At 67.3% G+C, this 21885-nt stretch carries 26 protein-coding genes and 1 tRNA gene; 18 read left to right on the top strand and 9 right to left on the bottom strand.

The annotated features are described in order from the left end of the window. Window positions 1-8 precede the first annotated feature (8 nt). Complete coding sequence (gene ngg, locus F1654_RS01775) at window positions 9-1796, top strand: N-acetylglutaminylglutamine synthetase (protein WP_150021789.1); 1788 nt, start codon at window positions 9-11, stop codon at window positions 1794-1796. 19 nt (window positions 1797-1815) lie between these two features. Next, window positions 1816-3012: an osmoprotectant NAGGN system M42 family peptidase gene (locus F1654_RS01780; RefSeq protein WP_150021790.1), complete on the top strand. Its 1197-nt coding sequence runs from the start codon at window positions 1816-1818 to the stop codon at window positions 3010-3012. Between the two features lie 12 nt (window positions 3013-3024). Here F1654_RS01780 and F1654_RS01785 read toward each other — a convergent pair whose 3' ends face one another. After that, window positions 3025-3795 carry an EAL domain-containing protein gene (locus F1654_RS01785; RefSeq protein ID WP_150021791.1) on the bottom strand — a complete coding sequence of 257 codons (771 nt, stop codon included), beginning with the start codon at window positions 3793-3795 and terminating at the stop codon, window positions 3025-3027. Between the two features lie 138 nt (window positions 3796-3933). On the opposite strand from F1654_RS01785, the gene F1654_RS01790 reads away from it, so the two are divergent. From F1654_RS01790 to F1654_RS01830, 9 genes are all read left to right on the top strand, one after another. Beyond that, window positions 3934-4254 (top strand): YerC/YecD family TrpR-related protein, encoded by a 321-nt coding sequence (locus F1654_RS01790; RefSeq protein WP_150021792.1) that lies wholly within the window; start codon window positions 3934-3936, stop codon window positions 4252-4254. Then, window positions 4251-5135, top strand: a complete 885-nt coding sequence (gene hisG / locus F1654_RS01795; protein WP_150021793.1) for an ATP phosphoribosyltransferase — start codon at window positions 4251-4253, stop codon at window positions 5133-5135. Before F1654_RS01790 ends, hisG begins: the two co-directional genes overlap by 4 nt. A gap of 1 nt (window position 5136) precedes the next feature. Further along, complete coding sequence (gene hisD / locus F1654_RS01800; RefSeq protein WP_199200420.1) at window positions 5137-6435, top strand: histidinol dehydrogenase; 1299 nt, start codon at window positions 5137-5139, stop codon at window positions 6433-6435. Next, the gene (gene hisB, locus F1654_RS14075) at window positions 6432-7574 is read left to right on the top strand and encodes an imidazoleglycerol-phosphate dehydratase HisB (RefSeq protein ID WP_150021794.1); all 1143 of its coding nucleotides are present in this window, start codon (window positions 6432-6434) and stop codon (window positions 7572-7574) included. The genes hisD and hisB overlap by 4 nt, the downstream gene beginning before the upstream one ends. Then, entirely contained in the window at window positions 7575-8171 is a 597-nt protein-coding gene (hisH, locus tag F1654_RS01810; protein WP_150021795.1) for an imidazole glycerol phosphate synthase subunit HisH, read from the top strand. Next, window positions 8168-8890 carry a 1-(5-phosphoribosyl)-5-[(5-phosphoribosylamino)methylideneamino]imidazole-4-carboxamide isomerase gene (locus F1654_RS01815; protein WP_150021796.1) on the top strand — a complete coding sequence of 241 codons (723 nt, stop codon included), beginning with the start codon at window positions 8168-8170 and terminating at the stop codon, window positions 8888-8890. The genes hisH and F1654_RS01815 overlap by 4 nt, the downstream gene beginning before the upstream one ends. Beyond that, window positions 8884-9651 carry an imidazole glycerol phosphate synthase subunit HisF gene (hisF, locus tag F1654_RS01820; RefSeq protein WP_150021797.1) on the top strand — a complete coding sequence of 256 codons (768 nt, stop codon included), beginning with the start codon at window positions 8884-8886 and terminating at the stop codon, window positions 9649-9651. Before F1654_RS01815 ends, hisF begins: the two co-directional genes overlap by 7 nt. Continuing rightward, complete coding sequence (gene hisIE, locus F1654_RS01825; protein WP_150021798.1) at window positions 9648-10268, top strand: bifunctional phosphoribosyl-AMP cyclohydrolase/phosphoribosyl-ATP diphosphatase HisIE; 621 nt, start codon at window positions 9648-9650, stop codon at window positions 10266-10268. The genes hisF and hisIE overlap by 4 nt, the downstream gene beginning before the upstream one ends. A gap of 151 nt (window positions 10269-10419) precedes the next feature. After that, window positions 10420-10674, top strand: coding sequence for a GlsB/YeaQ/YmgE family stress response membrane protein (locus tag F1654_RS01830; RefSeq protein ID WP_150021799.1), 255 nt, complete (start codon window positions 10420-10422; stop codon window positions 10672-10674). Between the two features lie 4 nt (window positions 10675-10678). Here F1654_RS01830 and F1654_RS01835 read toward each other — a convergent pair whose 3' ends face one another. Next, window positions 10679-11134 (bottom strand): MarR family winged helix-turn-helix transcriptional regulator, encoded by a 456-nt coding sequence (locus F1654_RS01835; RefSeq protein WP_150021800.1) that lies wholly within the window; start codon window positions 11132-11134, stop codon window positions 10679-10681. A gap of 112 nt (window positions 11135-11246) precedes the next feature. Between F1654_RS01835 and F1654_RS01840 the strand changes: the two genes are divergently transcribed. The 5 genes from F1654_RS01840 (at window position 11247) to F1654_RS01860 (ending at window position 14115) form a co-directional block, all read left to right on the top strand. After that, window positions 11247-11594, top strand: a complete 348-nt coding sequence (locus F1654_RS01840; RefSeq protein ID WP_150022519.1) for a DUF1801 domain-containing protein — start codon at window positions 11247-11249, stop codon at window positions 11592-11594. 44 nt (window positions 11595-11638) lie between these two features. After that, entirely contained in the window at window positions 11639-12352 is a 714-nt protein-coding gene (locus F1654_RS01845; RefSeq protein WP_150021801.1) for a DUF1428 domain-containing protein, read from the top strand. A gap of 7 nt (window positions 12353-12359) precedes the next feature. Further along, complete coding sequence (locus tag F1654_RS01850; RefSeq protein ID WP_150021802.1) at window positions 12360-12800, top strand: SRPBCC family protein; 441 nt, start codon at window positions 12360-12362, stop codon at window positions 12798-12800. A gap of 150 nt (window positions 12801-12950) precedes the next feature. After that, a complete protein-coding gene (locus F1654_RS01855; RefSeq protein WP_150021803.1) occupies window positions 12951-13424 on the top strand; it encodes a cupin domain-containing protein in 474 nt (157 codons plus the stop codon). 121 nt (window positions 13425-13545) lie between these two features. Beyond that, window positions 13546-14115, top strand: coding sequence for a hypothetical protein (locus tag F1654_RS01860; RefSeq protein WP_150021804.1), 570 nt, complete (start codon window positions 13546-13548; stop codon window positions 14113-14115). 89 nt (window positions 14116-14204) lie between these two features. Here the strand turns inward: F1654_RS01860 and F1654_RS01865 are convergent, their stop codons facing one another. The 7 genes from F1654_RS01865 to F1654_RS14080 form a co-directional block, all read right to left on the bottom strand. Further along, a complete protein-coding gene (locus F1654_RS01865) occupies window positions 14205-14456 on the bottom strand; it encodes a helix-turn-helix domain-containing protein (protein WP_233205061.1) in 252 nt (83 codons plus the stop codon). Between the two features lie 376 nt (window positions 14457-14832). Then, complete coding sequence (locus F1654_RS01870; RefSeq protein WP_150021806.1) at window positions 14833-15684, bottom strand: MBL fold metallo-hydrolase; 852 nt, start codon at window positions 15682-15684, stop codon at window positions 14833-14835. Next, window positions 15681-16466 carry a TatD family hydrolase gene (locus F1654_RS01875; protein ID WP_150021807.1) on the bottom strand — a complete coding sequence of 262 codons (786 nt, stop codon included), beginning with the start codon at window positions 16464-16466 and terminating at the stop codon, window positions 15681-15683. Before F1654_RS01875 ends, F1654_RS01870 begins: the two co-directional genes overlap by 4 nt. A 6-nt stretch (window positions 16467-16472) precedes the next feature. After that, the gene (locus tag F1654_RS01880; RefSeq protein ID WP_150021808.1) at window positions 16473-17498 is read right to left on the bottom strand and encodes a DNA polymerase III subunit delta'; all 1026 of its coding nucleotides are present in this window, start codon (window positions 17496-17498) and stop codon (window positions 16473-16475) included. After that, entirely contained in the window at window positions 17495-18127 is a 633-nt protein-coding gene (gene tmk / locus F1654_RS01885) for a dTMP kinase (protein WP_150021809.1), read from the bottom strand. The genes F1654_RS01880 and tmk overlap by 4 nt, the downstream gene beginning before the upstream one ends. 7 nt (window positions 18128-18134) lie before the next feature. Beyond that, a complete protein-coding gene (locus tag F1654_RS01890; protein WP_233205062.1) occupies window positions 18135-19304 on the bottom strand; it encodes a D-alanyl-D-alanine carboxypeptidase family protein in 1170 nt (389 codons plus the stop codon). Between the two features lie 95 nt (window positions 19305-19399). Then, entirely contained in the window at window positions 19400-19951 is a 552-nt protein-coding gene (locus F1654_RS14080; RefSeq protein WP_269844596.1) for a septal ring lytic transglycosylase RlpA family protein, read from the bottom strand. A 217-nt stretch (window positions 19952-20168) separates the two neighbouring features. On the opposite strand from F1654_RS14080, the gene bcmE reads away from it, so the two are divergent. Both bcmE and F1654_RS01905 read left to right on the top strand, forming a co-directional pair. After that, complete coding sequence (gene bcmE, locus F1654_RS01900; RefSeq protein ID WP_150021811.1) at window positions 20169-21692, top strand: thiamine pyridinylase; 1524 nt, start codon at window positions 20169-20171, stop codon at window positions 21690-21692. Between the two features lie 78 nt (window positions 21693-21770). Beyond that, a tRNA-Ser gene (locus tag F1654_RS01905) sits at window positions 21771-21860 on the top strand. The last annotated feature ends 25 nt before the right edge of the window (window positions 21861-21885 follow it).

Consider the following 21885-nt stretch of genomic DNA (forward strand, 5'->3'; position numbering starts at 1 on the left):
GAGGGCGCATGACCGCTCGCAGTTCCGAAGCGCCGCGCCGGGCCGTGACCCACCGGCTCAAACGCCTGCGCGAGCATGGCCTCAAGAAGCCTATTTCAGGTCAGGACAAGGACCAGCCGGACCGCGAGGCGGTTCTGGATGCGGGCTGGGGACGGCTGATCTTCGCCCAGACCTTTGACAGCGCTCAGACGCTGATCGACACCTTGCGCGACGAGCAGCGCGGCCAGCGCGATATCGCGGTCTATATCCGCGATCCCCACGTGGCCATGGCCGCTGCGCCCCAGGAGGTTTTCCTCGACCCGTCCCACACCTACCGCCTTGATCTGGCGACCTATCGGGCGTCCCGGCGTCAGCCCAAGGGTTTTTTCGTGCGCCGTTTGTGCTCGGAAGCCGACGCCCGGACCGTCAACGCCATCTATGCCGGGCGGGGCATGGTGCCGGTGGCGCCGGACTTTTTCTGGCGCCAGCGCGACAGCCGCACCCTGACCTTCCTGGTGGCCGAGGATTCCGAGAGCGGCGATATTCTCGGCGCGGTGACGGGCGTGGACCATAGCCGCGCCTTTCACGATCCCGAACGAGGCAGCTCCCTGTGGTGCCTGGCGGTGGACGCCCGCGCGCCGCACCCGGGCATAGGCGAGGCGCTTGTGCGGCGCCTGGCCGAACTCTTCCAGGCGCGCGGCTGCGCCTTCATGGACCTTTCAGTGCTGCACGATAATACCTCGGCTATAGCGCTGTATGAAAAGCTGAATTTCAGGCGCGCGCCATATTTCACCCTGAAGCGCAAAAACCCGATCAATGAAAAGCTCTTCATCGCCCCCGCGCCGGAAGAGGGGCTGAACCCGTATGCGCGCATCATCACCGACGAGGCGCGCCGCCGCGGGATATCGGTGGAAGTGCTTGATGATGAGGGCGGTTTTTTCCGCCTGACCCATGGCGGACGCGCCGTGACATGCCGGGAATCCCTCAGCGAGCTCACCCATGCCGTGGCCATGAGCCGCTGCGATGACAAGGCGGTCACGCGCCGGCTGATGATCAAGGCGGGCGTTCCGGTCCCCAAACAGCTCGGTCTGGCGCCCAAAGAGGCTGATCTGGCGGCAAGCCAGGGCATGCCTGACGCGGTGGCGGACTTCCTGGCCGCTCATGACTCGGTGGTGGTCAAGCCTGCGCGCGGCGAACAGGGCCGGGGCGTCTCGGTCGGAGTTGAGAGCCTGGAAGATCTCAAGAGCGCCATAGCCAGCGCCCGCGCCGAGGGCGGCGGCCGGGTGCTGATCGAGGAATGCGTGGCCGGCGATGATCTGCGCGTGGTGGTGATCAATCACGAGGTGGTGGCCGCCGCCTTGCGCAAGCCGCCGGAAATCCGCGGCGACGGGGTGAAGACGGTGCGCGCGCTGGTCGAGGCGCTCTCGCGCCGCCGGTCCGCGGCCACTGGCGGGGAATCGGTGGTGCCGCTGGATGGCGAAACCGAACGCACCCTGAAACGCGCCGGCTATGGCTGGGACGATGTCCCCGGTTCGGGCGAGATCATCCGTGTGCGGCGCACCGCCAATCTGCACACCGGCGGCGCGCTGCATGACGTGACCGATGAACTGCATCCCGACATCGCGCGCAGCGCCATCGCCGCCTCGCGCGCCATTGATATTCCGGTGGTGGGGGTGGATTTCATCGTCACCGCGCCCGATGCGCCCGATCATGTGTTCATCGAGGCCAATGAGCGCCCGGGCCTGGCCAATCACGAGCCCCAGCCCACCGCCGAGCGCTTCATTGATCTGCTGTTTCCTCTGTCCGGCCCGCGCTGACCTGTCCAGGAGCTGACCCTTGTCCACGCCTGTTATCGACGACGCCTATCTCAAGGACATCCTGGCGCGCCTGCTCGCCACGCCCAGCCCGTCGGGCTTTACCGATGCGGTCACCCGGCTGTGCTGCGAGGAGCTGACCCGGCTGGGCGTGCCGTTCGAAATCACGCGGCGCGGCGCCATCCGCGCGCGCATCCAGGGCGGACGGCGCAAGCCTGCGCGCGCCATTGTCGGCCATATCGACACGCTGGGCGCCCAGATCAAAGCGCTGAAGGACAATGGCCGCATGGAGGTGGTCCCCATCGGCCACTGGTCCTCGCGTTTCGCGGAAGGCGCGCGCTGCACGGTGTTCACGCCCGAGCATGGCGCGTTCCGGGGCTCCATCCTGCCGCTCAAGGCCTCGGGCCATACCTTCAATGAGGAAGTGGACACCCAGCCGGTGAACTGGCGCCAGGTGGAGCTGCGCCCGGACGTGGTGGCCGCCAGCCAGGCCGATCTGGAGGCGCTGGGCTTCAATATCGGCGATTTCGTCGCCATCGACCCGCAGCCGGAATTTCTCGACAACGGCTTCATCGTCTCGCGCCATCTCGACGACAAGGCGGGCGTGGCCTCCATGTTCGCCGCGCTCAAGGCCATTGTGGAGGGCGAGGAGCCGCTGGCGGTGGACACCTATTTCCTGTTCACCATCACCGAGGAGGTGGGCCACGGGGCCAGCTCGGTCCTGTCCCAGGACATCGCCTCCATGGTCACCATCGATAACGGCGCCGCTGCGCCCGGCCAGAACAGCCGCGAGTTCGGCGTCACCATCTCCATGGCCGACCAGACCGGCCCGTTCGATTATCACCTGACCCAGAAGCTGCTGCGCCTGTGCCGGGACGAGGGGATCGAGCATCAGCGCGACATCTTCCGCTATTACCGCTCCGACAGCGCCAGCGCGATCGAGGCGGGCGCCGATGTGCGCACGGCGCTGGTCACGTTTGGCGTGGACGCCTCGCATGGCTATGAGCGCATCCATATCCACGCCCTGCATTCGGTGGCGCGCCTGATCCGCAGCTATGCGCTGAGCCGGGTTGAGATAGGCCGCGACAGCCAGGAGCTGTCGGATCTGACCGGCTTTACCGATCTGCCCATGGACCCGGCCGAGGAAACCCCCTGGGATGGCCGCGACGAGGCGCCCGAAACCCCGTCCGGCGAGGGCAATCTGGGCGGTCAGAACTGACCGGCGAAATCTCTAGGCGGTGAGGGCGGCGGGCGGCGCGTCCGGCCAGCGGATATCGGGCAGGGCGGCCAGGGCCGGCCGGGCGAACAGGAAGCCCTGCATCAGATCAATGCCCAAGCCTTGCAGCGTCTGCATCTCATCAAGGGTCTCGATGCCCTCGGCGATGACGGTCAGGCCCAAAAGCCTGCTGGTGGAGAGAATGCCGCTGACAATGGCCTGGCGGCCGGGGTGATCATCAATCCCGCGGATCAGGCCCATGTCCAGCTTGATCACATCGGGCTGGAATTCGGCCAGCAGGCCCAGGCCGGAAAACCCGGCGCCGAAATCATCAATCGCCGTGATCAGTTTGCGGGCCTTGTATTCGCGGATGATGGACTTGACGTGATCGACATCGGTGATCTTCTCGCCCTCGGTAAACTCCAGCATGATCCGGTGAGCGGGAAAGCCTGTGCGGTCAGCCGCTTCCATCGTGGTGCGGATGCAGGCGGCGGGCGTGTAGACCGCATTGGGCAGGAAATTGATCGACAGGCGCGCGCCGTCCGCGTCACCGCCAAAAAGCCCGGCGGCCAGCTCGATGGCCTTGACCCGGCAGGACTGGTCAAAAGCGTATTTGTTCTCGTCATTGATCTGGTCGAGCACCCAGGGCGCGCCCTGACCGTCAGGCCCGCGCACCAGCGCCTCATAGGCCCAGACATTTCGCCGCGACAGGCTGACGATGGGCTGGAAGGCCATGGTGAAGTCAAACGGAGCTTTGACCCCGTCCCGGCATGCGGTGCATTTCATGGCTATCCCCATCTTGGCGCAAGGCAAGGTATTGCCGCCATGACTGAATTTACCCTTAACGCCGTGCGCTGCAGCCCGCCCATTGTTTTAACGCGATAACACGCTATAACGCCTTCCGATGATGCGAAGGAGGCGGCCATGGCGGTTGCGGACAATCCGGACAGGGCGGGCGGCGCGCAAGATATCGAGGCGCTGTGCGAAGCGCTTCTGACCTTGAAGACGCCTGACGAGATGCGCCGTTTCCTGCGTGATCTGACCACGCCGGGCGAGCTGCAGGCTTTGGCCGAGCGCTGGCGCGTGGCGCGCATGCTGGACGAGGGCGGCAAGTCCTATCGCGATATCAGCGCGCAGACGGGCGTGAGCACCACCACGGTGACGCGGGTGGCGCGGTTTCTGAGCCAGGAAGATCATCGCGGCTACCGGCTGGTGCTGGACCGCACGCGGGAGACCTCATCATGAGCGAGCGCCTGACACTGGCGGTGCAGAAAAAGGGCCGGCTGGCCGAAGGCGGGTTCGAGCTTTTGGCCAAGGCCGGCGTCAAGCTCGCCTGGGGCCGCGATGAATTGCTGCGCCGGGCGGAGAATGTGGCGCTGGACCTGATGCTGATCCGCGATGACGACATCCCCAGCTTCGTGGCCTCGGGCGCGTGCGATTACGGCATTGTGGGCGAGAACGTCCTCTATGAGGCCCAGGCGCGCCACGGCCGGCTTAAAGGTCTCGAAGTGGCGCTCAAGCTGGGCTTTGCGCGCTGCTCGCTGAAACTGGCCGCGCCCAAGGGCGGCGCGATCCGCACGCTGTCTGATCTGAACGGCAAGACCGTGGCCACCAGCTATCCCGGCCTGACCGCGCAATTCCTCAAGGCGCGCGGCGTCAGCGCCGAGATTGTGGAGATGGGCGGCAGCGTGGAAGTGGCGCCGCGCATGGGCGTGGCCGACGCCATCTGCGATCTGGTCTCGTCGGGCGCCACGCTGGAAGCCAATGGGCTGAAGGCCTTCGAGACGGTGCTGGAGAGCGAGGCGGTGCTGGTGCGCCGGCCCGAGCCGCGCTCGGCGGCGCTGCATGATCTGGCCAGCCTCTTGATCGAGCGCTTCAAGGGCGTGATCGCCTCGCGCCAGACCAAATACATCCTGCTGAACGCCCCGCGTGACCGGCTGGACGAGGTGCGCGCCGTGCTGCCCGGCGCCGATGCGCCCACCGTCGCCGCCGTTGTAGGCCGCGATGACGTGGTGGCGGTCCATGCGGTGTGCACCGAGGAGGTGTTCTGGACCACGCTGGAACGGCTCAAAGCCGCCGGCGCGCGCTCCATCCTGGTGATGCCGATTGAAAAGATGATGGCCTGACATGCTGGCGCGATATCAATGGAATGAGCTGGACGCCGCCGCCCGCGCCGCCGTGATGGCGCGCCCTTCCGATGCGTCCGACGCCATGGAGGTGGCGCGCGCCATCCTGGCCGATGTGCGCGAACGCGGCGAGGCGGCGGTGCGCGATTACGCCCTGCGCCTCGACCAGTGGGCCCCTGAGAACGGGTTTCGCGTTTCAAAAGATGAGCTTGAGGCGGCTTCTTCGCAGCTTGCCGCAGACGATCGCGGCGCCATTCTGGCCGCCGCCGACGCCGTGCGCGCCTTTCACGCAGAGCAGGGCTACCGCCCCGTCTCGGTGGAGACATGGCCGGGCGTGCGCGCCGAGCGTCGGGCCGGGCCGATTGATGTGGCCGGGCTCTATGTGCCGGCCGGCACCGCGCCGCTGGTCTCGACCCTGATCATGCTGGCGGTCCCGGCGCAGATCGCGGGCGTCAAACGCATCGCGGTGATCGCCCCGCCGCGAAAGGGTGAGGGCGTGGAGCCCGCCATTCTCGCCGCTGCGCACCTCTTGGGCCTGGATGAAGTCTACGCCCTTGGCGGCGCTCATGGCGTGGCGGCGCTGGGCTATGGCGCGGCGGGGCTTCCGAAAGCCGACCGGATCTATGGCCCCGGCAACGCCTATGTGGCCGCGGCCAAGGCGCTGCTGGCCCAGAGCCCGGGCGGGGCGGCGGCCGATCTGCCCGCCGGACCCAGCGAGGTGATGGTGGTGGCCGATGACAGCGCCGATCCGTCCCTGACCGCCATCGATCTGCTCAGCCAGGCCGAGCATGACGTGATGGCCCAGGTGGTGCTGGTGGCCTGGTCGGATGACTTCGTGACGCGGGTGGAAGCGGCCATCGCCGACTGGCTCGCCCGCTTGCCCCGGGCCGATGTGGCGCGCGCGGCGCTGAAGAACTCGCGCGCCCTGATCGTCGCCGATGAGGCCGAGGCGCTGGAGGCGGTCAACGCCTATGCCAGCGAGCACCTGATCGTGCAGACCGCCGATCCGCGCGGGTTTGCTGAGAAAGTCCGCCATGCCGGCTCCATCTTCCTCGGCCCCTGGACGCCGGAAGCGGCGGGCGATTACGCCGCCGGCCCCAATCACGCCCTGCCCACGGCGGGCGCGGCGCGGGCCTATGGCGGGGTGAGCGTGGAGATGTTCCAGAAAACCACCACCATCCTTGAGATGAACGCCCAAGGCGCCAAGGCTCTTGGCCCGGTGGTGGAGCGCCTGGCGGCGCTGGAGGGGCTGGACGCCCACCGCCTCGCCATGGCGGTCAGGCGGGAGAAGGCGTCATGAGCTATCAGATCGATTTTTCCAATGACGCCAGCGCTCAGGCGCAAAAAGCTCATGCAGCGCTTAAAAACCATCTCGCCGCCCTTCTGGGCGTTGAGGCCGCGTGCATCGTGCTGGCGAGCTGTCCCGAAGACGCCCGCCGCGCCGCGCCCGATCTGGCCGGTTTGCCCTTGAGCGATGTAACGGCCGAGCGCGTATCTGCGCCCGCCCTGATCCGCCTCGGCCCGCCGCGCGCGCCGGTGACGGCGCTGGTGCTGGAGACGCAAAAGGACGTCCAAGAGGCGGAAGCTGCGCTCGCCGCGCCGCCTCTGGTGCTGCTGGAAGCCGGGATCGATGCCCTGCGTCCGGCGGCGCTGGCCGCCGCACAGGCGGACCGTGACGCGCGCGCGCGGGTGCTGGACGAGGTCCTGCCGCTGCTGGGCGCAGGCGCGCAGATCACGGAGCACGGTGTCAGGATCAACCCTGCGCTAGCGCCGGGCCTCGGTCTGGTGACGGCGCAGGACGGAACGCTGTTCATCCCCGACGCGGCGGCGGCGCGGGCGCTGGCGAAACATCTGGGCGCGCGCGCCTCGGGGCGGCGCGCCAGCGTGCGGCGCACCACCAAGGAGACCGATATCGCCTTGAGCGTCGATCTCGACGGGGAGGGCGCGCGGGTCGATACCGGCGTGAAATTCTTCGACCACATGCTTGAGCAGATCGCGCGCCATGGCGGCATTGCGCTGGACGTCACTTGCGAAGGCGATGTGGAGGTGGACGCCCACCACACCATCGAGGATGTGTGCCTGGCGCTGGGCGAGGCGCTGGGCCAGGCGCTGGGCGACAAGCGCGGCATCGCCCGCTTCGGCTTTGAAACGCCCATGGATGAAACGCGCGCGGGCGTGTGGATCGATCTGTCGGGGCGGCCTTTCGCGCGCTTTGACGGGGTGATCCCGGGCGAACGGGTGGGCGATTTTCCCGTCGAGATGTGCCCCCACGCCTTCCGCTCGCTGGCTGAATCCATGAAGGCGGCGATCCATGTCAGCGTGGACGGCGAGAACGCCCACCACATGATCGAATCCTGTTTCAAGGCCTTCGGCCGGGCCTTGCGCATGGCCGCGCGCATCGAAGGCGAGGCGCTGCCATCGACCAAGGGCGTGCTCTAGATGACGCTGGCCATCATCGACACCTCCACGGCCAATATCGCCTCGGTGCGTTTTGCGCTGGAGCGGCTGGGCGCCGATCCCGTGATCGCAGCGACGCCCGATGAGGCCAGGGACGCAGACCGGCTGATCCTGCCCGGCGTCGGCGCGGCCGGCCCCGCCATGGCGCGGCTGGAAGCCTCGGGCTGGGCGGATGCGCTGCGCAGCGAGACCCGCCCGCTTCTGGGCCTGTGCCTGGGGATGCAGCTCTTGTTCGAGGGCTCGGACGAGAGCGATGTGGACTGTCTGGGGCTCATTCCGGGCCGGATCACCCGGCTTGATCCCGGCGCGGACGGGCCGTGGCCGCACATGGGCTGGAACCGGCTGGAAACGGTGCGCGACGAGCCGCTGATGGCGGGCGTGGACGAGGGCGCCCATGTCTATTTCGTGCACGGCTATCACGCCGCCGCCGGACCCCACGCCAGCGTCATCACAAACTATGGCGGGCCGGTGACGGCGATTGTGCGCCGGGGCCATGCGGCCGGCTGCCAGTTTCACCCTGAACGCTCCGGCGCGGTTGGCGCGCGGATTCTTCAAAACTTCTTGGAGGCGCGGACATGATCCTCTATCCGGCCATTGATGTGCTGGACGGGCGCGTGGTGCGTCTGGCCCGCGGCGATTTCAACGCCGTCACCGATTATGGCGGCGATCCGCTGGCCGCAGCCCAGGCCTGGCGCACGGCGGGGGCGCAGTGGCTGCATCTGGTGGACCTGTCCGGCGCACGCGACGCAACCCGGCGCCAGACGGGCCTCGTGGAGGCGGTGGCCGGCGCGGGGCTGAAGATCCAGACCGGGGGCGGGGTGCGCACGCGCGAGGACATCGCCGCCCTTTTGGACGCGGGCGCGGCGCGCGTGGTGGTGGGGAGTCTCGCTATTAGCGAACCGCGCACGGTGATCGGCTGGCTTAAAGCTTTCGGGCCTGAGCGCCTGGCCGCCGCGTTTGACGTCAAGCTGGAGGACGGTGTGGCGTGGCCCGTGGTGCGCGGCTGGACGCAGCGCTCGGACCAGACGCTGGACGCGCTCCTTGAAGCCTATCGCGAGGCCGGGCTGATCCATGCCCTGGTCACCGATGTGGCCCGCGACGGCATGCTGGAGGGGCCGAATAAAGCCCTCTATGACAACCTGATCGCGGCCCGGCCCGACATCGCCTGGCAGGCCTCGGGCGGGGTGGCGTCGCTCGATGATCTGCGCGCGCTGAAAGCCGCCGGGCTGTCGGGCGCCATCATGGGCCGGGCGCTGTTCGAGGGCCGGATTGATCTGGCCGAGGCGCTGGCATGCTAGCGCGGCGCATCATTCCCTGCCTGGACGTCAAGGATGGCCGCGTGGTCAAGGGCGTGCGCTTTCGCGACCATGAGGATGTGGGCGATATCACAGGGCTGGCCGCGCGCTACGCTGCAGAAGGCGCCGACGAGCTGGTCTTCTACGACATCGCCGCCAGCCCGCAGGCGCGCACGGTGGAGCCGCGCTGGGTCAGCGAGGTGGCGCGCCGCATCGACATCCCGTTCTGCGTCGCTGGCGGCATACGCAGCGTCGATGATGCGCGCGCGCGGCTGTTCGCCGGCGCCGACAAGATCTCGGTCAATTCGCCCGCGCTGGAAAACCCCGCCCTGATCGATGCGCTGGCGCGCGAGTTCGGCAGCCAGTGCGTGGTGGTGGGGGTGGACAGCCGGGTCATTGACGGCCAGTGGCGCGTCCACCGCAATACCGGCGATCCGGACAAGACCGTCACCGAAGCGCGCGCCACGCTGGACTGGATCGCCGAAGCCGCAGACCGGGGCGCGGGCGAGATCGTGCTCAACTGCATGGACCAGGACGGGGTGCGCGAGGGCTATGATCTCGACCAGCTCGCCGCCGCGCGCGCCGTCTGCCCGGTGCCGCTGATCGCGTCGGGCGGGGCGGGGGCCAAAGAGCATTTCGCCACCGTGTTCAAAACCGCCCAAGTGGACGGGGCGCTGGCCGCCAGCGTGTTCCACAAGGGCGTGATCGCGATTCCCGAACTGAAAGTCTGGCTATTGAGCCAGGGTGTGGAGGTGCGCCCGTGAGTGATGCTCTCGATAATGCGCTCGACGTGGACTGGGAGAAGGGCGCCGGGCTCGTCCCGGCGGTGATCCAGGACGCCGATACCGGCGCGGTTCTGATGCTGGGCTATATGAACGCCGCGGCGTTGGACCAGACCCGTGAAAGCGGCCTGGTCACCTTCTGGTCGCGTTCGAAAAACCGTCTGTGGACCAAGGGCGAGACCAGCGGCAATGTCTTGCGCCTGGTCTCTGTGAGCCTTGATTGCGACCGCGATACCCTGCTCATCCAGGCCCGGCCCGAAGGCCCGGTCTGTCATCTGGGCACGCCGACCTGCTGGGGTGAAGAGACGCAAGGCGCGCTGGGCTTCCTGGCCCGGCTGGAACGCATCATCGCCGATCGCCAGGGCGCAGACCCCGAAACCAGCTATACCGCCCGGCTGTTCAGCCAGGGCGTCGCCAAGATCGCCCAGAAGGTCGGCGAGGAGGGCGTTGAAACCGCGCTGGCCGCCGTGGGCGAGGGTGATGACGCGCTGACCGGCGAGGCCGCCGACCTCATCTTCCACCTGATGGTGCTGCTGCGCGCGCGGGGCTTAGGGCTTGGCGATGTGGCCAAGGTGCTGGCGCAGCGGCATGGCGGGTAGGGGGCAATCGCTTTTCAGCATGACGCTATTCGATTGCTCCGCAACCCTTCGCAAAGCACACGCCCCGCCCGGATTTGACCCTTTTCATGGGCCTGACTAGCCTTTGACGCGCGGCGGTTGCCGCCCCGATCAGCGTGAAAGGATATTTGCCATGACCATTGAAGCCATTCTCATCATCATCCTGATTGGCGGCGTGGCGGGCTGGCTCGCGGGGCTGATCGTGAAGGGGTATGGCTACGGGATCATCGGCAATATCGTGGTCGGGATCGTCGGCGCCTTCATCGCAGGCTTCCTGTTTCCGTTCCTGGGCGTGTCGCTGGGCGGCGGCATTATCGCATCCATCATTCACGCCACCATCGGCGCGGTGATCCTGCTTCTGCTCATTCGCCTGATCAAACGCGCGTGAGGGGTCATCCCCCGATGGTATTGAGCCCGGCGCGCAGCTGATTGCCGGTTCCCGGCGGCAGTTCCGCCTCCAGCGCTGCGTGGGCGTCACGCCAGACTTTCGCCGCCTCGATCATCAGGGCCACGCCGTCGGGTGTGATGCGCAGGCGACGTGAGCGGCGGTCGGCCGGGTCGGGCTCCACGATCACCAGCCCCCGGCGCGCCAGCGGTTTGACCGCGGCGGTGAGGGTGGACGGGTCCATGCCCAGAAATGGCGCCAGCCGGCCCATGGCGGGCGGTTCGGGCTGATTGAGCGCCACCATCAGCGAGAACTGGCCATTGGTCAGGCCGAACGGGCGCAGCACCGTATCGAAACGCCGCGCCAGACGGCGCGCTGCGCGCTGCGCCGCCAGGCACAGGCAGGTATCGCGGATTTCAACCACCGTTTCGCGCGGCAGGAGGGGAGGGGTTGTGTCCGGCATTTTGTTTTGATATCAAACTTTATCGCGTTATTCAATTCCAGCCCCAGGATCATCCGTGACGCAAGCGTCTGTCCCATCTGACATTCTCGACTGGAACGCCCGGCAGGACGCCATGGCCCGGCCGGTTTGCGATGCGCTGGCCGCCGCGATCAGCGCCGGCCTGCCCGGGGCGGAAGCCAAAATCTGGCACGCCCATCCGGTCTGGTTCCTCGATGGCAATCCGGTCGCGGGCTATAGCCGCCTGAAATCGTGCGTGCGCCTGTTGTTCTGGAGCGGGCAGTCCTTTGACGAGCCGGGCCTGTCGCCGGAGGGCAAGTTCAAGGCGGCCGAGGCGCGTTTCACCGCCGCCGATCAGATCCCCCATGGCGATCTGGCGCGCTGGCTCGCCAAGGCGCGCGACATCCAGTGGGATTACAAGAATATCGTGCGCCGCAAGGGCCGTCTGGAACGGCTGAAATAATCCGCCGCGCCGCGCTGGCGCGCTATTCAAGAAGGACCGGATTCATGAGCTGCATCACCGCTTTCATCGCCGCCGTGCCCACGGCCAATCGCGATGTTTTCATCACCCATGTGCATGACGCTGCGGACGTGTTTCAGGAATACGGGCTGAGCTCGGCGGCCGAATGCTGGGGCGATGACGTGCCCGAGGGCAAGCTGACCGATTTCCGCCGCGCGGTGCTGGCTGAGCCCGACGAGACGGTGATTTTCTCCTGGTATGGCTGGCCGTCCAAGGCTGCGCAGGAAGAGGTGATGGAGAAAGTCATGTCCGATCCGCGCGCCGGCCCGGAGCAAAACCCCATGCCGTTTGACGGCAAGCGGGTGGTCTATGGCCATTTCGAGCCGGTTCTGGAATTCGGCGCAGCGCAGCCGGGCGGCTATGTCGACGGCTATGTCGTGGCCGTGCCCAAGGATGCGCGCGCCGATTATGAGGCCTTCGCAAAGGTTTGCGACCCGGTGTTCATGGAGCATGGCGCGGTGTGGATCATGGAGGCCTGGGAGCTGGAGGTGCCGGACGGCAAGCTGACCGACTTTCGCCGCGCCGTCGCCGCCAAACCGGACGAGGCCATCGTCGTGTCCTGGGTGCAGTGGCCGAACCGGGCTGCGCGCGATGCAGGCAATGCGGCCATCATGGCCGATGAGCGCCTTGCCGCCCATGACTGCCCGTTTGACATGACCCGCCTGATCCATGGCGGGTTTGAACCTGTGCTGATGCGGTGAGGAACCCATGCCCTATGATCTGAGCTTCGTGCGCGTGCTGCGCGCGCCCCCGGCGCTGGTCTGGCGCGCCCTGACGGACCCGGCGGCGATCGCCAAGTGGAATCCGCCTGACGGGTTCGTGTGCGAGATCGCCCGGCTCGACTTCCAGCAAGGTGGCGGCTTCAAGATGGCCTTCCGCAATCTGGCGACCGGCGAGGCCCATCCGTTCACCGGCCGTTATCGCGAGATCGTGCCCGAAGCCCGCCTGGTGGCCGATGACAGCTTCGATGACCCGGACATGCCCGGCGCCTTCGTCACGGTGTTTGAGCTGCGCCAGGTCTCCATGGGAACCGAGCTGACCATCACCCAGTCCGGCATCCCCGACATGATCCCGCCGGAAGCCTGCCGCCTGGGCTGGCAGGGCTCGCTGGACCTTCTCGCCCGGCTGGTGGAGGCCAATGCCGGCTAGCGCCGTCTTGATATCAAGGGGCCAAGCCGTCATGCTGGCGCGCGCCACGACCGGACGGCCCGGCCCGAACGGTTAGACGCACAGCATGGTCCGGGACCGGACGGGCGCGCGCCCCTTCAAGGCGCGCAAACCCAGACGGAGGAGACCGGCATGCCCCATCCCCTGTTCCTGACAAGCGCCGCGGCAGCGGCGGCCCTGATCGCCGCGCCCGGCGCGCAGGCGCTGGATGATCATCACGTCCTGATCCAGAGCGGCGAATTTGAATACATGCCCGGTCCGGGCTCGCTGGAGGCGGGGGCCGAGTTCGCCATCCTCTACGGTCATCCGGGCGAAGACGGCGTGTTCGCCATGCGCCTGCGCCTGCCGGACGGCTTCCACATCGCGCCCCACACCCATGGCCAGCCCGAAATCGTCACGGTGATTTCCGGGACCTTCCATATCGGCATGGGCGAGGACGCCGATATCGAAACCGCCACGGCGCTGGAAGCCGGCGGTTTCTTCGCCTTCCCGCCCGGCATGGTCCATTTCGCCTATGCCGAGGGCGAAACCGTGGTGCAGCTCAACTCCACCGGACCGTGGACCATCACCTATATTCGAGACGAGGACGATCCGCGCCTGAGATAGGGATGGCGGCGGCAAGCGCAGGCCGCGCCATCAGCCTCGTTCGGGTCTAGTCACCGCCCGGGCGCCGGTTATCGTTCGGGGCATGACACATCACATCCCCCCTTTCTGGCGGGCGCCTTTGATGGCGTTGGCCATTGCACTTCCGGCTGCGCCTGCGATAGCGGCCCAGCCGGAGGACGATGTTTCCCTCACCCGCGAGGCCTTCCTTGAACTGTCCTGGGATCACACCGAGGGGTGGCGGTATGAAGTCTCGGTCGACGGATTGCCGGTCTCACGCGGGACAGAGCCCAGCTATCTGCACACCAGCGACACGCTGCCGGAGGGTCTGGTGGTGGAGGCGGTGCGGTTTGAAGGCTCCATTTCCGACCCGAACCGCCAGGAGTTTCGCGAGCCGGTCACGTTCGAGACCGGCACAACCGAGCGGCTGGTGATCCGCTGGAACCCGGACGTCTATGAGCGGCCCTATATCGGCTACCGCATCGCTGTCGAGGGCCAGGGTCCGCGCAGCGGCTGGCAGACGCATCTGATCCAGCGCCGGTCCTTCATCATTCGCGCCGATCCCGACACAGTCGACAGGGTGCTGTTCGGCGACGCCGTGCTGGTATCGGAAAATCGCATGGGCGCGCCGTTCGACATCACCATGGGCCGCATCGAGCGCCGTGGCGATTACCACGAGCTGGACGTGCCCTGACGCTGACGGCGCAGTCTCAAGCGCGCCCATGCCCGTCCCGGCCAGCTACCAGGCAATGGTTGACGGGCAGGGAGCAGGGGGCAGGGCGCTCAGGCGCCCACATAGCCCGAGGCTTTCAACCGCTCGGCGTCCTGGCGCGGGGAGGCGCTGAACACGCGCCGGTATTCACGGCTGAACTGGGAGGGGCTGTGATAGCCGACCGCGAAGGCGGCGTCAGCGGCGCTGGCATTGGTCGAGATCATCAGGGCGCGGGCCGATTCAAGCCGCAGGCGCTTCTGGAATTCCAGCGGCGTCAGCGTGGTGATCGCCTTGAAATGATCATGCAGGGAAGACGGGCTCACTGCCTTTGCCCGCAGGAATGCGCGATCGTCTGACGCGGCGTGTCCCGGCAGGGCATGGGCCAGTGTGGCGCGCAGCCCCGGACATCAATTAGACGCATAAGATATATTATGAGAAATAATGAATATAGCTTCATCAGGCAATATCATATTTATCTACAAGAGCGCTCTTGGCCTTTGGGAGTCATTCATGCCGACAGATGGACAGGCAAATCGCATGGCTGAGAGATTGGCCGAACTGGACAGGGCCATAGCACAAGGCATCAGGGATGATCTGAACGGGCGATCGAGCCCGGCAATGGATGTTTTGGAGCGCCTGCGCTCCAGATACGAGGCCCTTGAGCCAGATCGTAAACGGTCATCGAATTAGCCCCGCCCCTCACACCGCGCTCACCTGGCGTAACTTGCCGTCTTCGATCACGATCTCCAGACCGTCATAGGCCGGGCGCACGCCGTCCGGCAGGCGCGCCAGCAGCGCGGCGTAATCGAGATCGATGTGGAGATTGGTCAGCACGCCGAGCTGCGGTTTCACCTGCTCCAGCCAGTCCAGCGTGCGCGCCAGATGGGCGTGGCTGGGGTGCGGCTTGTCGCGCAGCGCGTCCACGATCCACGCTTGCGCGCCCTCCAGCGCCTGGAACGCCCGGTCATCCAGCCCGCTCACATCGGGCGTATAGGCCAGCGGCCCGGCGCGCACGCCGCTGCAGGCCGCCCCGCCATGCTCCACATCGAACAGGCTCAGAGCCATCGCGCCCCCCGGCCCCGTCACCTCGAAGGCCTCGCCCGGGCGGTGTGCATGCGCGGTCATGAGCGGCGGATAGGATGATCCTGCAGGGGTTTGGAAGATATAGTCAAAGCGATGGGTGATCTCGCGCGCGGTCTCAGGGCTCATATGCGCGGCCAAGCGTTCGCCGCGCCGGTAGACAATGGCGCGCACATCATCAATGCCATGGGCCTGGTCGGCATGGGCGTGGGTATAGACCACCGCATCGAGCGTTGTGACATGCGCGGCCAGCAATTGCGCGCGCAGATCCGGCGCGGTGTCTATAAGCGCGCGCGTGACTTTGCCTGAAACCAGATCGCTCATGGAGTCAGCGGCTTCCAGCAACAAGCTGCAGCGAAGCCTGCGGTTTTTCGGCTCCTCTGGATCGCACGCGCCCCAGTCGCCATCCACGCGCGGCACGCCGCCCGATGAGCCGCAGCCGAGGATGCGCGCGCGCAGCACCGCGCTCATGGGCGCACGCGGATGCGGTCAAACAGGGCGAGCGCGCTCTGGGTCGTGCGCCGGGCCGTCTCTTCCAGGCTCCAGCCTTTCAGCGCGCCCAAGGCTTCGGCCACGTGCGGCAGGAAGGCTGGCTCATTGCGCCGGCCCCGGTGCGGCACGGGCGCCAGATACGGACAGTCGGTCTCCACGATGATCCGGTCTTGCGGGATCACATCACGGAACACCGCGCGCACATCCTCGGCCTTCTTGAAGGTGATGATGCCTGAAGCCGAGAAATAGACGCCCAGCGCTGCGGCGCGCCGGGCCAGCTCCGCCCCGCCGGTATAGCAGTGCAAAAGCGCTCGGAAGGCCCCCTTCCCCATCTCCTCTTCAAGAAGATGAGCCATGGCCTCATCGGCCTCGCGGCAGTGCAGGATGATGGGCAGGCCGGTCAGGCGCGCGGCCTGGATATGGGCGCGCAGGCTCGCATACTGGGCGTCGGCGGGCGAATAATTGTAATGGAAGTCCAGCCCGGTCTCGCCAATGGCCACCACCTTGGGATGGCGCGCGATTTCAGCCAGCTCTTCGGCGGTGATGTCGGGGCGGTCCTTGGCGTGATGGGGATGGGCGCCGATGGTGCACCACACATCCTCATGGGCTTCGGCGATGGCCGATACGGCGTCAAAGTCGGAGAGCCGGCAGCAAATGGCGATCATGGGCGACACGCCGGCGTCCCGCGCGCGCTCCAGAACCGCGTCCAGGTCCCCGGCATAGTCCTCGCCGTGAATGTTCACATGGGTGTCGATGAGCATGGCAGGTCAGCTGGCGGCGGCGGTTCGCATCAGGCCGAGGGCGTAATGGATGGACTGGCGCGGGTCGAGATAGAGGTTTTCGGTATCGCTGGCCAGACGCGCCAGCTGGCCCGCCGCCTCGATCCAGGGCTCGGCGCCGCCGGGACCGGCCAGCGCCGCGTCGCGGGCGCGCTCGCGGGCATAGCTGATGAGAAAGCCCATCAGCACCTCGCGCAGGCCCTCGGCGTCCTTGCGCGCCACGCTGTCGGCGAGCCGGCGCGCGGCGCTGGCGTCCAGCTCCGGCAGGCGCGAGAGCGCCGCATCGATCACGTCTTTCAGCCCCGGCGCGTCCGTGGCCGCCAGCGCCAGCGCCCGGCCCGGCGCGCCATCGGCCAGCGCGCTCGCCCGCTGGGCCGCGCCTGCCTCCACGCCATGGGTTTGCGTCAGCCAGCGCGCGGTCTCGTCGGGTGACGGCGCGCGCAGGGCCAGCTGGCGGCAGCGCGAGCGTATGGTGGGCAGCACCCGGCCCGGCGCATTGACGATCAGCAGGAGAAGCCCGCGCCGGGGCGGCTCTTCCAGGGTTTTGAGCAGCGCATTGGCCGAGTTGGGATTGAGATCATCGGCGCTGTCCACGATGGCCACGCGCCAGCCCCCCTCGCCTGCGCTCTTGGAGAAGAATTCGGACACCCGGCGGGTCTCGTCCACCGGGATCTCGCCCTTGAGCTTGCCGGTCTTGTCATTGAAGGGCCGCCGGATCAAGAGCAGGTCAGCGCCCGACAGCGCCTCGATGCGCCGGCAGGCGGGATGGGCGGGATCGGCCGACAACGGCTCAGGCCCGGCCGCAGGAGCGCCCATCACCCGGCGCGCCAGGCGCCAGGCCAGCGTCGCCTTGCCCACGCCCTTGGGGCCGGTGATCATCCAGGCGTGATGCATGCGCCCGCGCGTGAACGCATCCTCCATGGCCGCTGCGGCGCGCGTATGGCCGAACAGCTCATACACGGTGCGCGGATGGGCCAGCTCGCCCTCACGGTCGGCTTCGGGCGTCTCGCTCATGGCAGGCCCAGCCGGGTTTCGATGGCGTCCAGCGCGGCGCGCGCCAGCGCATCGGGCGTCTGGCTGGCGTCCAGCACCACGCAGCGCTTGGGCTCGGCGGCGGCGATGTCCAGGAAGGCCTGGCGCAGGCGGGCGTGAAATTGGGGCGGATGGGCCTCGAAGCGGGTCACCGCCTCGCCTCGCGCACGGGTGCGCGCCATGCCGTCTTCCGGGTCCAGATCGGCGATCACGGTCAGGTCGGGCGCCATGGCGCCCAGCGCGGCCTGTTCGATGGCCGTGATGCGCGCCGCTTCCAGCCCTCCGGCTGCGCCCTGATAGGCGCGGGTGGAATCGGAAAACCGGTCACAGATCACCCAGGCGCCGCGCGCCAGCGCCGGTTCGATCAGCCGGCGCACATGATCCTCGCGCGCCGCAAAGAGCAGCAGGGTTTCGGCCACCGGCGACCAGCGGCCCGTCTCGCCCTCCAGCAGCAGCTCGCGCAGGGCCTCGGCATTGGGCGTGCCGCCGGGCTCGCGGGTCAGCACCACCTCCAGGCCGTGCGCCTGCAGAGCGTCACGCAGAGCGCGCGCCAGCGTCGTCTTGCCCGCCCCCTCCCCGCCTTCCAGCGTGATGAACCGTCCGCGCGCCACGATGGGCTCAGCCGCCCCGGATCAGGCGCACCAGGCCCGTCCCGGCCCGGCCCAGCAGGCCCTGGCGGTTCACGTCCTCGGCCGCCTCCACCGGCACGGAAAAGATCCGCCCGTCCGGCGTGGTCACTTCCAGGCGCCCGACGGAATCGCCCGCCTGCACCGGCGCGCGCAGCGGGCCGTCATAGACGATCTCGGCACGCACTCCGGCCCGGTCGCGCCGGTGCACGCCAAAGCTCAAACCCTCCACCGCCCGCAAGGCCACGGTTTCAGCCTGGCCCAGGAACACCTCCACCTGGCCCGCGCCCCCGCCCGCTTCGACCAGATTGACCAGCTCGAACTCGGTGAAGGCGGCGCGCATCAGGCGTTCGGCCTCGTCGGCGCGCGCGCGTTCGGTCTCCATGCCGTTGAACACCACGATGCGCCGCTGGCCGTCGCGCACCGCAGACGCGGTCAGGCCGAAGCCCGCCTCGCTGGTGCGCCCGGTTTTCAGACCGTCCGCGCCCTGCATCACGCCGATCAGGGGATTGCGGTTGAACTGGCGGATGCCGTTATAGGTGAACACCGGCTGGGCGTAGAAGCTGTAATACTGGGGGTAGTCGCGGATGATGATCTGCGCCAGGCGCGCCAGATCGGCCGCCGAAATGCGGTGTTCCGGGTCCGGCCAGCCGGTGGAGTTGGCGAAGGTCGCGCTTTCCAGGCCCAGCTCGCGCGCGCGCTCGGTCATCATGGCCGAGAAATTCTCTTCGGTGCCGCCCAGCGCCTCGGCGATGACGATGCAGGCGTCATTGCCCGACTGGACGATGATGCCCTGCAAGAGATCTTCCACCGTGGCGCGCGAATTGACCTCCAGGAACATGGTCGACGAGCCCGAGGCGGCCCCGCCCCGGCGCCAGGCGGTCTCGCTGACGGGCAGTTCGGCATCCAGCGTCAGCCGTCCGTCCTCCAGCGCCTCGAACGCCATCAGGGCGGTCATCAGCTTGGACATGGAGGCCGGCGGCATGGGCTCCTCGCCGTTCTTGGAGAACAGGATCGCGCCGGTCTCGTAATCCATGATCACCGCATGGCTGGCGCGGGTGTCGAACGCGCTCTGGCGCGCTTCAGCGCCGGGCGCAAGGCTGGCGGCGGCCCAGACGAGAACCATGATGGCGGCAAGGGGCTTCAGGGCGGGTAAGGACACGGGGGCCAGTCTCCGGACAAGCGTGGGATCACAGGCGCACAGAGTAACCGCCCCGGCGCCGGGCTGAAAGGCTGTCGGCCAGCAATGTCCACCGTTCAGCGCTGCGCGCTCACCCGCGCGCCCGGCCCGCGCACGATGCGAGAGACGGCGGCCCGGTCCTCGCGGTCGGCGGGTCCCAGCACCTCGATGCGCACTTCGGCCAGGCCCTCCTCGACAAAATCCAGCGCCTCAGCCGCCGCACGGCTGAGATCGATGATGCGCCCGTCAATATAGGGCCCGCGGTCATTGACCCGCACGATCACGCTGTCACCGGTGTCCAGGCGCGTGACGCGGGCAAGGCTGGGCAGGTCCAGGGTCAGATGGGCGGCGCTCAGCGCGTCCTGATCAAAAATCTCGCCATTGGCGGTGAGCCGGCCATGAAAACCCGGCCCGTACCAGGAGGCTGTGCCCTCCTCCACGCCGCGCACCGCCAGCCAGTCGCCCTCCACCTTCACCCGGTCCGCGCCAGGCGCGGGGGCGGGCGTGCGCGCGGGCGGCGGCCCTGCGCGGACCGTGTCCAGCGGCGCTTCCACCGGCGCGCCGGCGCAGGCGGTGAGCAGGCAGACCGGCAGGATGGACGCGCTCAGGAGCGCTGCGCTCAATCTCACGGGCAATCTCGCTCGGCTTCCAGAGCATCAAGCATACACGCCGGCCGGATAGCCGGAAATGACCTGACGCGCCCATGGGAACTCATCCTGTGCGTTATCAGTGAGCGCCAATAAGGCGGCGCAATGATGGACCATAACAACTTAATGTGGTATTTGCGCCGTCATGGCTGGCAATGCGCCGCCAGCCAGGTGAAGCAACTCATACCGGGGACCCATCATGAACACATTCCGCATCAGGATGTCCGCGCTGGCTGCTTGCATCAGCCTGTTTGCAGGCCCAGCCGCCGCACAAAACTGTGACTCGGTCTGTGTTGAAGGTGAAACCTGCATCGCCGCCGCGCTCTACCCTTATGTTCCCGACACAACGGCCTTCGCATCGGCGATCTGTTCGGCCTGGAGCCAGGCCGGATATACCGAGAAGCTTTATCTGATCGCTGATGAATCGGTATGGGACGGAGGGTATTCATCCGACCCCGTCTACACCAATGGCAGCGGGGCCCAGACCCCCATCGACGTGTTTGTCTATGACGCCATGTATCTCAATTACTGGGCGCAACAGACCGTTCCGGTGCCGGCGGACCAGATCAGCGATCCCGGTGATTTCGTTGAGTACGCCCGCACGGCGCTGGTCAGATCTGACGGCTCCATGACCGCCCTGCCCGTTTTGGGCTGCACGAACATCATGTTCTATCTTCAGGGCGATAGCGGCATGGAAGGCGTCAGCACGCTGGCGCAGTTTTTCGACGTCAATCCCGCTGGCGTCTATATCAGCCCGGTCCCCTTTGGCCGATCGGGCGCCATGCTGGACATGTCTGGCAGCACCACGATCGGCGTGGACTACATGGTCCGGGGATATCTGCAGAACGGCGCCTGGCCGGATATGGGTCCGCTGGACGGCGCTATCATCACCCCGCTGGCGCGCCTTTCTGAATCGGCGAGCTATTACAATGCGCTCACAGGCGCCATTCCCAGCCTGCCCGATGTCGAAGATCAGTATGTGCGCGCCGGCTATTTCAGCCAGGGCTATGGGCGCACCTCCATCGGGTTTTCCGAAAGCATGTCGCAGATGTCTGACGACACGCGCAGCCGCGTGAGGCTGAGCGCCTTCCCCTGGAGCGATCATGCTGACGCCAACAATTTGTTTTATGCTGATGTGGCGGGGGTGAACGCGCAATCTTCCTTCCTGGCCGATGGCGGCGATTTGCCGTTCAGGCTGGCCAATCTGATGACCCGGGAGGCGGTGTTGCAGGACTCCATCGCCCCGCCGGGCGGGCCGCTATCCTATCTCTTCCCCGCGCGGGTCAGCGTTCTGAATTCACTGGCGCAACAGGATCCGCTCTACGCCCAGATGGCCGGCGTTCTCAACAGCAAGCCCGCCGAGCTGGTCGCCATGCCCACATCAGACCGCGACGCCTTCCACGCCTTTGGCGGGACGGTGCGCAGTGCGGTCAAGCAGGCTTTCCAGGGGCATTGCGATCTGGAGAGCCCGCAATTCATCAACTCCAACACCCAGGCCCAGACCATCTGCCCGCAAGTTTGCGCCGATAGCGGAGGATGGATCGGTTCCTGGACCAATGTGGCGCCGCCCGCCTGGCCGCAATATTCGGCGTGCGGGTGTGCCGTGTGCACCGCTGACAGCCCGCTGCCGCCTGCGGCTGACGGGACCGGAATGCGCGCCTTCTCCCCGATGCGCGCGTCCATCGCGCCGACTGACGGCGTGCGGCGCTATCAGCGCAACTGAACACGCCCGTGTTCGCCGCCGCCAGCGGTCCTGCCCGCTTGCCTCGCCTGCATGCCTGGCGCTAAACCCTTGCGGGCCGGAGGAGTGGCAGAGCGGTCGAATGCGGCGGTCTTGAAAACCGTTGAAGGTTAACGCCTTCCGGGGGTTCGAATCCCTCCTCCTCCGCCATTAGCTCAAAACGCCCGACGCAGAA

Origin of the sequence: Alkalicaulis satelles, from assembly GCF_008630495.1 — a bacterium.
GTDB lineage: Bacteria > Pseudomonadota > Alphaproteobacteria > Caulobacterales > Maricaulaceae > Oceanicaulis > Oceanicaulis satelles.